The organism is Achromobacter sp. SX5 (genome assembly GCF_056711425.1).
The window spans coordinates 4,223,603-4,236,556 of sequence record NZ_CM160041.1 but is presented as its reverse complement, the minus strand read 5'-3'; the positions used below and the strand labels follow the sequence as shown (position 1 = coordinate 4,236,556).

The window sequence follows — 12,954 nt, the reverse complement described above, 5'->3', positions numbered from 1 at the left end:
CCGCCATGACCCTGCCGCCGTTTCAATTGCGCCGCAACGCCTTCGGGCGCCTGGAGTTCCAGTCCGCCGAGGGCGACGTCCACGAGGGCGTCATCCCGGTGCGCGCCTTCCCGATCAGCGAGGCCGGCCGCGGCCTGTCGCTGGTGACCGGCGAAGGCCGCGAACTGCTCTGGATCGAACAGCTGTCCGACCTGCCCGCCTGCGCGCGCGCGTTGGTCGAAGAAGAGTTGCAGCGCCGGGAATTCATGCCCGAGATCCGCAAGCTGGCCAGCGTGTCCAGCTTCGCCACGCCCAGCGTCTGGAAGGTCGAAACCGACCGCGGGCCGACCTCGTTCACGCTGCGCGGCGAAGAGGACATCCGGCGCCTGAGCCCGCAGACCCTGCTGATCGCCGACAGCCACGGCATCTTCTATCTGGTGCGCGACATCCAGTCGCTGGACAAGCACAGCCGCAAGCTGCTGGACCGGTTTCTGTAGGATGGGTGCAGCGCGAGAATTCTTGAGCAAGAACTCCAACATCCAACGCGCGAAACCCATCAGGCGGCGCAGCCGCCGTTTTTCGTGGCAAGAGCCAAACGCGGGCCGATGGGTTACGCGCGTTCGGCAGTCGATTCCTTGGGCCGGATCTCTCGCGCTGCACCCATCCTACGTCCACGCCATCCACCTCAACCCACCCGCTTGAACGGCGTGTGCGTTTCCAGTTCTCCAAGATAATCCGCCACCGCAACCGTCTCTTCGTCCAGAAAGCCCCGTATCGCGTCGGCGAAGCCGGGGTGGGCGACCCAGTGGGCCGACCAGGTGGGGGTCGGCAGCAGGCCGCGCGCCATCTTGTGCTCGCCCTGCGCGCCGCCCTCGAAGCGGGCGATGCCGTTCGCGATGCAATAGGCGATCGACTGCATGTAGCAGGTCTCGAAATGTAGCCCCGGCACGTACTCGGTCGCGCCCCAGTAGCGGCCGTAGAGCGCGTCGCCGCCGGCCAGGTTGAGCGCGGCCGCCACCGGTACGCCGTCGCGCTGGGCCAGGATCAGCACGAAGGCCTCGGGCTGTTCGCGATGCGCGCGTTCGAAGAATTCGCGGCTCAGGTAGGGCGGATTGCCGTGGCTGAAGTAGGTGCGGCAGTAGCACTCGTAGAAAAAGCCGAGTTCGGCCGCGCCGATCTGCTCGCCGCGCAGCCAGCGGTAGTCCAGGCCGGCGGCGGCGACCTTCTTGCGGTCCTGCCGGATTTTCTTGCGCTTGTCGTGGCTCATCGCGGCCAGGAAGGCCTCGAAGTCCGCATAGCCCGGGTTGGTCCAGTGGAACTGCACGCTTTCGCGCACCATGAAGCCGGCCGCGCGCAGCGCGCGCAGGTCGCCGTCGTCCGGAAACAGCAGGTGCAGCGAGGACACGCCGATTTCTTCGGCGAAGGCGACCAGCCCGCGCACCAGCGTGTCGCGGTCCTCGTCGGTGCGCGCCAGCAGCCGCGGGCCGGTCACGGGCGTGAACGGAATGGCCGACAGCAGCTTGGGGTAGTAGCGCATGCCGTGGCGCTGGAAGGCGTCGGCCCAGGCGTAGTCGAACACGTACTCGCCGCGGGAATGCGATTTGAGGTAGAGCGGCGCGGCCGCGGCCAGCGCGTCGTCCCGCCACAGCGCCAGGTAGTGGGGCGCCCAGCCGGTTCGGGGCGCGGCGCAGCCGGTCTCGTGCAGCGCGTGCAGGAAGGCGTGGCGCAGGAAGGGCTGGTCGCCCGCCAGGGCATCCCACTGTCCGGCGTCGATGCGGGCCAGGTCGGTTTCTATGGTCAGGCGCAGGGAATCCATAGGCGGATGATAAAGTCTCCGTGCTTGCACGGCGTTGAAGCCGTGGCGTTTTTTGGCGAGGCGTCGTTTTCCGGCGCGGGATGGAGTATGGATATCAAGACGGCGCCGCCGGCTGGCGGCAATGGGCGCGATTGCCTGCGCGGACAGGCCCTGGCGGCGCTGGCCGCCACGGCGTGGCAGGACAAGCTGGCCGCGGTGCGCGCCATTTCGGACGCCGCAACGCTGGACTGCGACGCGGTGTTCACGCCCGACGCCGCGCTGCCGGGCCGCCCGGCGCGGCCGCCGCTGGTTGCGCCGTCCGAAGTCAGGCAGCGTTCCATGGCCACGCAGGAAGGGCGCGCGGCGCTGCTGCACGCCCTGGCCCATATCGAGTTCAACGCGATCAACCTGGCGCTGGACATCATGTGGCGCTTCGAAGGCATGCCCGAAGCCTTCTATCGCGACTGGCTGCGCGTGGCGCGCGAAGAGGCGTATCACTTCGACCTGCTCAGGCAGCGCCTGGAGGCCCTGGGCCACGCCTACGGCGATTTCCCCGCCCACAACGGCCTGTGGGAAATGGCGGAGCGCACGCGCGACGATCTGCTGGCGCGCCTGGCGCTGGTGCCGCGCACGCTGGAGGCGCGCGGCCTGGACGCCTCGCCGCTGATCCGCGACAAGCTGGCCGGGGCCGGCGACCGCGAAAGCGCGGCCATCGTCGACATCATTCTGGCCGACGAGATCGGCCACGTCGCCATCGGCAACGCCTGGTACAAGCGCCTGTGCGAACAATCGGGCCAGGACCCCGTCGCCTGTTACGCGGAACTGGCCAGGCGCCACGGCGCGCCGCGCCTGCGCGGGCCGTTCAACCTGGAGGCGCGCCGCGCCGCCGGCTTCGACGACGCCGAGCTCGCGGCGCTGCAGGAGGGCTGAACCCATGCGCAAGCGTATCCCTGCCCACGCCTTGCTGGCCTGCGCCGCGCTGGCGCTGCCGGCTTTCGCGGCCCAGGCCGCCGAGCCCTTCGCGGCCTGCCTGGCGCAGCTGCGCGGGCCGGCCCTCAAGGCCGGCGTGTCGGGCGCGACCTTCGACACCCATACCGCGGGCCTGGCGCCCGACATGGCGGTGATCGGCCTGCTCGACGCGCAGCCCGAATTCAAGACGCCCATCTGGGACTACATGGCCGGACTGGTCGACGACGAACGCGTGGCCGACGGCCAGGCGGCGATGGCGCGCTGGCAGGCCGAGCTGCAGCGGGCCGCCTCGCGCTATGGCGTGGACCCGGCCACCGTGGCCGCCGTCTGGGGCGTGGAAAGCAATTACGGCCGCACGCTGGGCGGACGGCCGCTGCTGGTCTCGCTGTCGACGCTGTCCTGCTTCGGCCGCCGCCAGGCCTATTTCCGCGGCGAGTTCTATGCCACCCTGAAAATCATCCAGGACGAGGGCATGGCGCCGGAACGCCTGACGGGGTCCTGGGCCGGCGCCTTCGGCCAGACCCAGTTCATGCCGTCCACCTACCTGCGGCTGGCGGTGGATTTCGACGGCGACGGCCGCCGCGACCTGGTCGACAGCGTGCCGGACGCGCTGGCCTCGACCGCCAATTTCCTCAAGCGCGCGGGCTGGAACCCGGCCCTGGACTGGGGCTACGAGGTCCGGCTGCCCGCCGGCCTGGACGCCGGCGTGTCCGGCCGCAAGAACAAGCGCCCGATGTCCTATTGGGCGCAGCGCGGCGTGGCGCGCGCGGACGGCCGGCCCTTGCCGGCGGGCGACGCGCCGGCCGGCCTGCTGCTGCCGGCGGGACGCAACGGTCCGGCCTTTCTGGTCACGCGCAATTTCGACGCCCTGTATTCCTACAACGCCGCCGAAAGCTACGCGCTCGCCATTGCCCATTTGTCGGACCGGCTGCGCGGCGGCGGGCCGCTGGTCCAGGCCTGGCCGACCGACGACCCGGGCCTGTCGCGGGCCCAGCGCCGCGAACTGCAGCGCCTGCTGATCGCGCGGGGCCATGACGTGGGCGAGCCCGACGGCATGATAGGCGCGCGCACCCGGGCCGCCTTGCAGGCGGCGCAGCGCGAGCTGGGCCTGCCCGCGGACGGGCGCGCCGGCCTGAAGTCGCTGCAGGCGCTGCGGGCGGGCCAGCCCAAGGCGGTCGACTGAAACGGCCGGCAACGACAAGCTTTGCAAAGATCTGCAACCGCGAGCGCCGGATGACGCCCGCCGCGCCGGACTCGGGCCTATACTGGTTTTCCGATTTTTCTGGAGCACGATGATGAGCCTATTGGATACCTTGGCCTCGATGGCCGGCGGCAATCAGCAAGGGGGCTCGGCGTCGCTGTTGCCCGCGCTGATCGAGCAGTTGAACAACTACCCGGGCGGACTGGCGGGGCTGATCGCCGCCTTCCAGAAGGGCGGCCTGAGCGAGATCGTTTCCTCCTGGGTAAGCACCGGCCAGAACCTGCCGGTCAGCGCCGACCAGCTGGGCTCGGTGCTGGACCCTGGCGTGGTCAATGAGCTGGCCGCCAAGACCGGTCAGGACACGAATTCGGTGCTGGGCTCGCTGGCCTCGCTGCTGCCGCAGCTGGTGGACCAGGCCACGCCCGACGGCGCGGTGCCGGCCAGCCCGCAGTTCAACCCGGCCGACCTGCTGGCCTCGCTGTCGGGCATGTTCGGCAACCGCGCGGGCTGATTCCCATCGCCCGGCAGTCCCAGCCCGCATCTTCCGGCCGGCGGCGCCTGTTGTGCGGCCTGGGCCTGGCGGCGGCCGCCGCCGGCCTGCCCGCATGCGCGCCCGCCTGGTCGCCGCAAAGCACGTTCTGGCAGTTGTGGCCCAGCCACCTGGACCTGGCGCCGCAGGCATGGCGCGAACGCATCGCCGCCATGCACGGGCTGGGTTTCCGCGAGATCGTCATCCAATGGGTGGGCGCCAGCGGCGGACCCCGGCCGTGGCAGCTGCCGGCCGCCACGCTGGGGCTGATCTTCGACGAGGCCGAGCGCCTGGGCATGGGCCTGCAGCTGGGCCTGCCCTACGACGAGCGCTGGTGGCGGCAGCTGGGCGATCCCGACGACGCGGCGCTGGCCGCATTCCTGCAGGCGGCGGGCGCGGCCGCGCTGGACTATGCCGGTTCCTCGCCCTGGCCGCGGCGCGCGGCGTTTCGCGGCTGGTACATCCCTTACGAAATCGAGCAGCACAGCTGGGCCGCGCCGCAGCGCCGCCAGCGCCTGCGCGAATGGCTGGCCGGCCTGTGCGCGCCGCTGGCGCAGCAGGCCGGCGCGGCCCTGCCGATCTCCACCTATCACAGCAAGCTGCCCGGGCCGTTGAGCCTGGCGGACCTGTGGAGCGAGCTGCTGGACGCGGCGCCGCTGCATCCCATGCTGCAGGACGGCGTGGGCGTGGCGGGCATGGCCGCCTACGATGCGCTGGAGCCGCTGCACCGCATGCTGCTGGCGCGGCGCGCGCCGTTCGACCTGATCGTGGAACTGTTCGAGGAACTGCCCTCGGAACGGCAGGACGGCACCACCTTCCGCGCGCGCTCGGCCGACGCCGCGCGCGTCCGCAGGCAGCTGCGCATCGCGCGCGGCTATCGCGCGCAGCGCGTGGCCGCCTTCGCCGCCGATCCCTGGCTCATCGGACCCACGCCCGAGGCCGAGCGCCTCAGGCGGCAATGGCCGCCGTAGCGCCGCGGCGCGTCAATACGACAGCGTCATGTTCATGAACCAGCCCTTGGCGCGGTCGCTCGCGCCGCCGCCGATGCTGGCCCGGTACTGCACGCCCAGGTCCAGGTAGGAGCGCGGCGCGTTGTAGTGGTCTTCGCGGAACCAGTAGCGCACGTTGAAGCCCGGGCCCACGCCCAGCGACCAGGAACTGTCGTGATTGGACAGGACCACGGACTGGCTGCCATAGAGCGGCATGTCGTCCAGTTTGGCTACGTCTTTCTGCCACAGCCAGTCCGCGCCCACCACCGCATAGGGGAACAGCACCAGCTTGTCGCTGATGGCGGTCGCGCGGAAGCTGCGGCCCACGCGCAGCTCGCCGGACAGGAAAGCCTGCTCGCGCTTGAGGCGGCCGGAGGCGCTGCCCAGTTCCTGCTGGCGGTTGCCGCGCGAGTCCACCGAATAGGCGGTATAGCGCGCGCTGTTGTCGTCCCAGGCATAGCCGGCCTGCGCGTAGCCCTCGATGGTTAGCCAGCTGGGCGTGTCCACGCGCAGTTCGCGGCCCTGGTAATAGCCATAGGTGACGTAGGTCATCCATCCGCCGGCGTTGCCGTTGAGCTTGTAGCGCGCCACCGCGCTCTGGTCGTCCAGGCCGGGGTATTGCTGGTGGAAGGCCTTTTGCGCATTGCACTGGACCGAGCTGGATTCGGGATAGGCATAGCCCTGGCGCGTGGCCGAACCCAGGTAGAAGCGGCGTTCGATGCCGAAGGTCACGCCGGTGTCGGCCAGCAGGTAGCGCAGGCCCAGCGCGCCGATGGTGCTGGGGATGCCCGAGGCCGTGCGGTTGTCGCGGAAGCGCTCTTCGTCGTCGCGTTCGTCCGGCGTGCGCTCGCCGGTGCAGGGGTCGACGTTCTGGCGCGATTCGTAGGTGCTGCCGCTGTCGTGCAGCGTGTTGGAGCTGCGCGCATAGGCTTCCAGCATGCCCCAGCGGTTGTTCAGTTCGGGCGGGCGCCAGAAGATCTCGGCGGTGCTGAACACCACGTCGCCGGGCGTATTGATGGCGGCCCCGCCCAGGCTGGAGCTGGCCGGCCGCGCGCCGCGGTACGAGGCCGAGAACGACGCGCCCCATTCGCGCGACAGGTTGGCGATGGCGCTGCGCGTGTTGTAGCGCTCCAGCGGGTTCAGCCCCAGCTGGCCGGCGTCGTCCTGGTCTATCGCCTGCTTGAGGGTATCGGTGGCGGCGCGGTTGTCTCCCATCGCCGATTGCGCATAGGCCTGGTCCAGGATGAGGCGGGGCGGGGCCTTGCCGGTGGCGCGCGCGGCGGCGAAATCGTCCGCCGCGCCGGCCGGCTGGCCCAGGCGCTGGCGCACGTAGCCGCGTTGCGCCAGCAGTTCGGCCGAATCCGGCTGGCGGGCGATCTCGTCGTCCAGCCGGGCGCGCGCCTCGGCGGCCTGGGCCGGATTGCCCGCGGCCAGCGTGGTCGTCAGCAGACGGGCGTAATCCGGATTGCCGGGCGCCTGCGCCACGGCCTCGCGGGCCTGCGCGATGGCCTGCTGGTATTCGCCACGGTCGTAGGCGGCATAGGCGCCGGCGGCGGCCTCGCTGCCCGGGGCGGGAGCCGGCGGCATCCGGCTGGCGGCGATCTGCCGCTGCAAGTCCTGCTTGCGCGCGCGCAGCGCGGCCTTGTTGGGCGCGCCCAGCGCCAGCGCGCTGTCGACGGCGCGGCCGGCGGCTTCGAACTGCTGCTGCGCGCCCAGCGATTCCACCCACAGCAACGCCCATTCTCCCTGCGACGGCACGGCGCGGAAGGCGCGCTCGGCGCCGGCGGCGGCCGCGGCGTAATCGTGGCGCGCATAGTCCGCGTAGGCGCGCGCAGCCACGGGATAGGCGCGCTGGTAGGCGGTCCTGGGCGCCGCTTGCGCGGGCTGCTGCGCGGATTGCGGCGCGGGCGTGCGCACGGCGGCGGCCGGCGCGGCCCGCAGGCCGGCCAGGGCCTGGCGCAGTTCGGGCGTGCCCAGGCCGTCGGCGATCGCGCGGTCGGCGGCGCGCGCCGCCTCCTGGCGCTTGCCCTGCTTCTCCAGCGCGTAGACCAGGAGCAGCCGCAGCCGCGCCACGTCGGGCCGCAGCCGGATGGCGTTCTCCGCCATGACCTGGGCGGTTTCGTAGCGGCCGGCGTCGTACTGTTTGTAGGCCTGGTCGGCGAGCTGGTAGGCGTCGCCGTCGAGCGGCCGTTCGGCGGCGCCGGCCGCCGCCGCGCACGTCAGCAGGGCGGCGATCGCCAGCGAGCGGGAAAGAATAGTCATGGCGAAGACGGCTTGTGGGAGGGCGGGTCGGCCGGGGCGCCTTGCTGGAACGAGAGCGCTTCGTGCAAGGTATGCGGGTCCAGCGAGCCCTGTTCCATCAGGATCTCCCCGAGCGGGCGTTTCTCGCGCGACTGGATCTCCAGCGCGCGTTCCAGCGCGGCGTGGTCGATGGCCTGCCACGACAGCAGCAGGTCGCCCAGGCGCTGGCGCTGCTGGCTCAGCTGGTCGGTGGACGGGAAGTCGTGCATGGTCTTGTCCCACGCCAGGCGCTTGCCGGTGATCAGATGGCCGATGAACAGCCGCCACGCGCGCGCCGCCGCCATGGCGTTGATGAAGTTGCCCACGATCATCCGCGGCATGGAAAGCAGGGCGTGCTCCCAGCCGTACATGCGGTTGACGAAATAGGCGCGCTGCACGACCCGCAGCAGCAGCGCGACGGCGTTGACCCACATCAGCGTGACCAGCCAGCCGTCCGGCCGGAAGTACGAGGGGTAATACACCGTCCACCAGCCGTAGCGGTCGGCCAGGTAGAACAGGAAGAAATTGGCCAGCAGCAGGTAGGCCAGGATCGCGATGAACGAGGTGACCAGCCCCTTGCGGTCGCGAAACAGCAGGTACTTGGTGGCCAGCGTGCCGGTCCAGCCCACCTGCTGCCAGCCCTGCAGCCCGATGCCCAGCGTCCAGCGCGCCTTCTGCCGGTAGGCGGTGCGGAAGGTGTTGGGGAAATACTCGCGCACGCCCAGCGGCATCGAGATGGCCGAGACTTTCTCGGGGCCCAGGCCGAACCACGAGCGCCGGCGGGCGACGTACTCCACTTCGAACTTGCCGAAAATCTGGCGCATGCCGCGCTGCGCCAGGCGCGCGCCGATGTCGTAGTCCTCGGTCAGCGTGTCGGTGTTGAAGGGCTGGTTCTGGGTTTCCGCCGCCAGTTCGGTCAGGGCCCGGCGCGAAAAGCAGGTGCCCACGCCGGCCGAGGGCACCATCTTCGACAGGCTTTCGCGCACCACCAGGTCCTTGGTGTGCCATTCCGCGAATTCGTCCATGTAGGTGCCGGCGACCAGCTCGTACCAGTGCCGTTCCAGCGAGGTGACCGGCAGCTGGATGAAGTCGATGCGCGGCAGCAGGTAGTTGTAGTACTTCAGTTCCAGCGGGTGCAGCACGTCCTCGCTGTCGTGCAGGATCACGCCGGCGAAGGGCACCGGCTGGCGGCCGTCCTGCGCGAAGATCGCCTGCACGATCCAGTTCAGGCAGTCGGCCTTGCAGGTCGGGCCGTCGTGCGGCACTTCCACCCGTATCAGCTGGCGGTAGCGGCGCCGCATGCGCTCGACTTCCTTGATGGTGCGCTCGTCGTTCTGGTAGGTGCCGGCGAAGATCATGTAGTTCTTGTATTCCAGCGTGGAAACCATGGTCTCCAGCATGGACGCGATCACGTCGTACTCCAGCCATGCCGGCACCATGATGGCCAGCGGCTGCTCGGGCTTGGCGCGCAGCTGTTCGGCGGTCAGCGGCGCGTAGCGGCGCTTGACCGTCAGCGCGCGGCGTGCCTGCCGCAGCCAGTACCAGGCGTCGATGAACAGGTCGTCCAGGCTCGACAGCAGGATGATCACGCCGACCGCCGCGGTCACGATTTCCAGGCCGCGGTAGTAGTCGGCGATGAGGTAGGGCCAGTAAAGCGAGGACATGGCGCCGCCTCCGGATTACTTGGGGCCCTTGTTCCTGCGATTGATCCGCATCGCGGCGATCAGGATCAGCAGCAGCACCAGCAGTCCGACGCTCAGCGCCGGCACGCCCCACGACAGATAGCGGCGCCATTCGAAGAACGCGCTGTCGCCCGCGCCCGGCGCCTGGCCGGCGCCGGGATTGGCGCTGTCGATCCAGGCCAGCGGGCCGGCTGCGCCGATGATGGCGATGTCGCCGCGGTTGAGCACGAAAGGCGTGTCCAGGCCCGGCTCCGGGCCCAGCGCGTGCCACAGCACGCCGTCCTGGCCGCCCGCGCTCACGACCTCGGCGGTGCTGAGCTTGTCCAGGCCCGAGATGTCCAGCCAGGTCGCGCGCTTGCCGGCGACCGTGAGCTGCTTGCGGTCGGCGACCTTGACCTGCGGCTGGGCGCCGTCCAGCGCCACTTCCATCGCCACGAAGGGACGCCCCGGCCTGGCGGCCTGGCCGGCCGGCGCGACCGACAGCGCCGCGCGCGAGGCCGACAGCCCGCTGGCCGCGGCGATGCCGATCACGCGCTTGAGGCTCGCGGGGGCGTCGGCCAGATAGGCGTCGGGCACGATCAGTTCGGGATGGCCCGCCAGCAGCGGCAGCAGGCCGATGAAGCTGCCGTCGGGCCGGGCGCGGCCGGGCTTCACATGGCTGGTGGGCAGCACGTTGACGGGATAGCCCTGCGGCGTCTCGTTGCAGTCCACCGAGACAGGCTGGCGCTGGAACGTCACGCGCACGGTGTTGGCCACGCCCAGCGCATAGCCGGGCACGCGCGCCGTCAGGCGTTCGGGCTTGCCGTCGGCGTCCATCTGCCTGGCGCCCAGCAGGATGCCGTTCCAGAACACCGAGGCCACCGGCCGGGTGGACGAAGCGCCGGGCGCGGCGGCCAGGTCCAGCACCAGTTCTTCGGGCATGCCGCCGTCGGCCGACACGGCGGCCAGCGGAAAGCTGAGGTTCCAGTCTCCGCGCGCCACCACGTCGAAGCTGGCCGACGAGCCGCCCAGCGTGCTCAGACGCAGGCCGCCGTGGTCCAGCGCCTGCGGCGGGGTGGCCGCCTGCACCTGGACCTGGCGGGTCACCAGGATGCGGCGCCAGGCGTTGTCGAACGCGCCCGCGCCTTGTGCGCCGGCATCGGCGGCCACCGCGATGGCGGGCTGGCGCCCCAGCGGCAGCACGCGGATCTCGCGGGATTGCAGCGCCTGGTCGGCCAGCGGCATGCGCCGCGCGCGCCACGTCTTGTAGGCCTGGGCCGCGTCGGCGTCCGAGTCGAACTGCGCCTGCAAGGCGTCGAGCGCCTCTTTGTAGCGGGCGCGCAAGGCGGCGTCGGCGATCACCACGTCGCCGCTGACCGCGGGCGCGCCCATCACCAGCAGCGCGCCGATTTCGGCGGGGTTGGCGAGCTTGTGCTTGTCGCCGCCGGCCAGCGCGGCGAAGGCCGCGACCTGCCCCAGCCCGGCCGGGACCTGCAGGCCGCGCGTGTCGACCTCGTCTCCCACGGACGGGAAGCCGCGGACCGCCACGCGCTTGCCGCTGCGTTCCATCGCCACGCCCAGGCGCCAGGCGCTGTCGAACGCCTGCTGCTCCAGCCGCGCGCCCGACACCATCAGCACCGGCCGGGCGGGCAGCATGCCCCAGGCTTCGTCCAGGCTGTCGATGGCCGAAGCGTCGTAGCGGTAGCTCAGCCGCGTGCGCGGCGAGATCGTCAGGGCGTTGGCGGTGGCGCGGTTGCTCTCGCACTGGCGCAGGCCGATGTCCGATTGCCAGTCCACGCTCAACCGCAGAAAGCCGGTCTCGCGGCTGCGGCGCTCCACCTTCAGGCTGCGCGCGGCCGAGCCTTCCCCGTCGGCGATGCGCTGCGCGGTCTGCGGCACGCCGTCCACCCACAACACCATGCTGGCGCGGCCCGGCTCGCCCTTGGCGTAGCGCGCGTCGAATTCGAGCGCGGCGTCGGCGATGGGCGCGCTGCGCGGCACCGGCAGATAGAACTCCTGGCGCGCGTCGCTGTTGCTGAGCACCACCGGCTCGCGTATGCCCAGATCCTCCAGGCTGACCTCCCGCGCGACCCAGTCGTCGGTCTGGCGCCGCAAGGCGTCGCCGGCGGGACTGGCCAGGGCGCCCAGGGGAAGCAGCAGCCCGGCGGCCATCAGGGCGCGGCGGAGAAGGCGGGCGGAGGAGTGCGGGGCGTGAGACATGAGGGCTCCGGGCAGGGGAGGTATCGCGGGAACAGGGACTAGCCGGCGGCCGGGCCGTAGGGATCGAATTCGGCGACGGCGCGGCCGCACAGCGCATCGACGATGCGCCGGCTCGCGCGGCCGTCGCCATAGGGATTGATGCGGCGCGAGTAGGCCGCGTGCAGCTCGGGATCGTCGAGCAGCCGGCTCACTTCGGCGAGGATGCGCTGCGTGTCGGTGCCGACCAGCGCCACCGTGCCCGCGCGCACCGCTTCCGGACGTTCGGTGACCTCGCACATCACCAGCACCGGCTTGCCCAGGTAGGGCGCCTCTTCCTGCACGCCGCCGGAATCGGTCAGGATCAGATAGGCGCGCTGCATGAACCACACGAAATCCAGGTAGTCCAGCGGTTCGATCAGATGCACGTTCCCCAGGCCGCCGAGTTCTTTCATGACCACGTTGCGCACCTGCGGATTCAGGTGCACCGGATAGACGATCTGCAGGTCGTCGCGCCGCGCCAGTCCCGCCAGCGCCGCGCAGATGTTGCGAAAGCCCTCGCCAAAGCTCTCGCGCCGATGGCCGGTGACCAGCAGCAGGCGGCGCGACGGGTCGAGCCAGGCGTAGCGCGCGGCCAGCTCGCGCGCCAGCGGCCCGGGCGCGGCCAGCTTGGCGCAGGTCGCGGCCAGCGCGTCGATGACGGTATTGCCGGTCACGGTGATCCGCCCCGCCAGGTTTTCGCGCAGCAGATTGCCGCGCGATTCGGCGGTGGGGGCGAACAGCCAGTCGCCGACCGCGTCGACCACGCGCCGGTTCATTTCCTCGGGGAAGGGCAGCGCCAGGTTGCCGGTGCGCAGGCCCGCTTCGACGTGGCCGATGCGCGCGCGCCGGTGGAAGGCGGCCAGCGCGCAGGCCGAGGCCGTGCTGGTGTCGCCATGGACCAGCACGCAGTCCGGCCGTTCGGCCTCGAGCACGCCGTCGACGCGGCTGATCAGGCGCGCATACAGTCCGTTGAGCGTCTGGTTCGGCACCATGATGTCCAGGTCGTGCTGCGCATGCAGCTCGAACAGCGCCAGCACCTGGTCCAGCATCTCGCGGTGCTGGCCGGTCACGCAGACGACGCTGTCGATCCGGGGTTCGCTTTGCAGCGCCGCGACCAGCGGCGCCATCTTGATCGCCTCGGGGCGCGTGCCGAATATGGACAGGACTTTCATCGCGGGCGGCCCCCAACCGGTGGCATTTACTCGCGAGAATTATCGATTGAAAGCATTGGTAATACGTGACGGAATATTTCCTTTCGATAAACACGCAAGGAAATATGTCGTCACATTCGCGATGCCGCCGGGCGGCGAACG

10 protein-coding genes are annotated in these 12,954 nt (G+C 70.7%); 5 read left to right on the top strand and 5 right to left on the bottom strand.

Annotated elements, in window-relative coordinates; translation table 11 throughout:
• The first annotated feature begins 5 nt into the window (after positions 1–5).
• Positions 6–476, top strand: coding sequence for a cyanophycin metabolism-associated DUF1854 family protein (locus AC1M14_RS19845; RefSeq protein WP_479731823.1), 471 nt, complete (start codon positions 6–8; stop codon positions 474–476).
• Positions 477–664: 188 nt separating this feature from the next.
• On the opposite strand, the gene AC1M14_RS19840 is transcribed toward AC1M14_RS19845, so the two are convergent.
• Positions 665–1,795, bottom strand: a complete 1,131-nt coding sequence (locus AC1M14_RS19840) for a GNAT family N-acetyltransferase (RefSeq protein WP_479730316.1) — start codon at positions 1,793–1,795, stop codon at positions 665–667.
• Positions 1,796–1,882: 87 nt separating this feature from the next.
• Here AC1M14_RS19840 and AC1M14_RS19835 point away from each other — a divergent pair, with 87 nt between their 5' ends.
• The 4 genes from AC1M14_RS19835 (at position 1,883) to AC1M14_RS19820 (ending at position 5,444) form a co-directional block, all read left to right on the top strand.
• Positions 1,883–2,704, top strand: coding sequence for a ferritin-like domain-containing protein (locus AC1M14_RS19835; RefSeq protein ID WP_209164952.1), 822 nt, complete (start codon positions 1,883–1,885; stop codon positions 2,702–2,704).
• Between the two features lie 4 nt (positions 2,705–2,708).
• On the top strand, positions 2,709–3,926 hold the full coding sequence (locus AC1M14_RS19830) for a lytic murein transglycosylase (RefSeq protein WP_111826645.1): 1,218 nt from the start codon (positions 2,709–2,711) through the stop codon (positions 3,924–3,926).
• 112 nt (positions 3,927–4,038) lie between these two features.
• On the top strand, positions 4,039–4,455 hold the full coding sequence (locus tag AC1M14_RS19825) for a YidB family protein (RefSeq protein WP_111826646.1): 417 nt from the start codon (positions 4,039–4,041) through the stop codon (positions 4,453–4,455).
• 50 nt (positions 4,456–4,505) lie between these two features.
• Positions 4,506–5,444 carry a DUF4434 domain-containing protein gene (locus AC1M14_RS19820; RefSeq protein WP_246842515.1) on the top strand — a complete coding sequence of 313 codons (939 nt, stop codon included), beginning with the start codon at positions 4,506–4,508 and terminating at the stop codon, positions 5,442–5,444.
• A gap of 12 nt (positions 5,445–5,456) precedes the next feature.
• Here the strand turns inward: AC1M14_RS19820 and AC1M14_RS19815 are convergent, their stop codons facing one another.
• From AC1M14_RS19815 to wecB, 4 genes are read right to left on the bottom strand one after another with little or no spacing between them, the layout of a single operon-like run.
• Positions 5,457–7,724, bottom strand: a complete 2,268-nt coding sequence (locus AC1M14_RS19815) for an NfrA family protein (protein WP_479730315.1) — start codon at positions 7,722–7,724, stop codon at positions 5,457–5,459.
• On the bottom strand, positions 7,721–9,406 hold the full coding sequence (locus AC1M14_RS19810; protein ID WP_479730314.1) for a glycosyl transferase family protein: 1,686 nt from the start codon (positions 9,404–9,406) through the stop codon (positions 7,721–7,723). Before AC1M14_RS19810 ends, AC1M14_RS19815 begins: the two co-directional genes overlap by 4 nt.
• Positions 9,407–9,421: 15 nt before the next feature.
• Positions 9,422–11,623, bottom strand: coding sequence for a cellulose biosynthesis cyclic di-GMP-binding regulatory protein BcsB (locus AC1M14_RS19805; protein WP_479730313.1), 2,202 nt, complete (start codon positions 11,621–11,623; stop codon positions 9,422–9,424).
• Between the two features lie 38 nt (positions 11,624–11,661).
• On the bottom strand, positions 11,662–12,813 hold the full coding sequence (gene wecB, locus AC1M14_RS19800; protein ID WP_479730312.1) for a non-hydrolyzing UDP-N-acetylglucosamine 2-epimerase: 1,152 nt from the start codon (positions 12,811–12,813) through the stop codon (positions 11,662–11,664).
• Positions 12,814–12,954 lie beyond the last annotated feature (141 nt).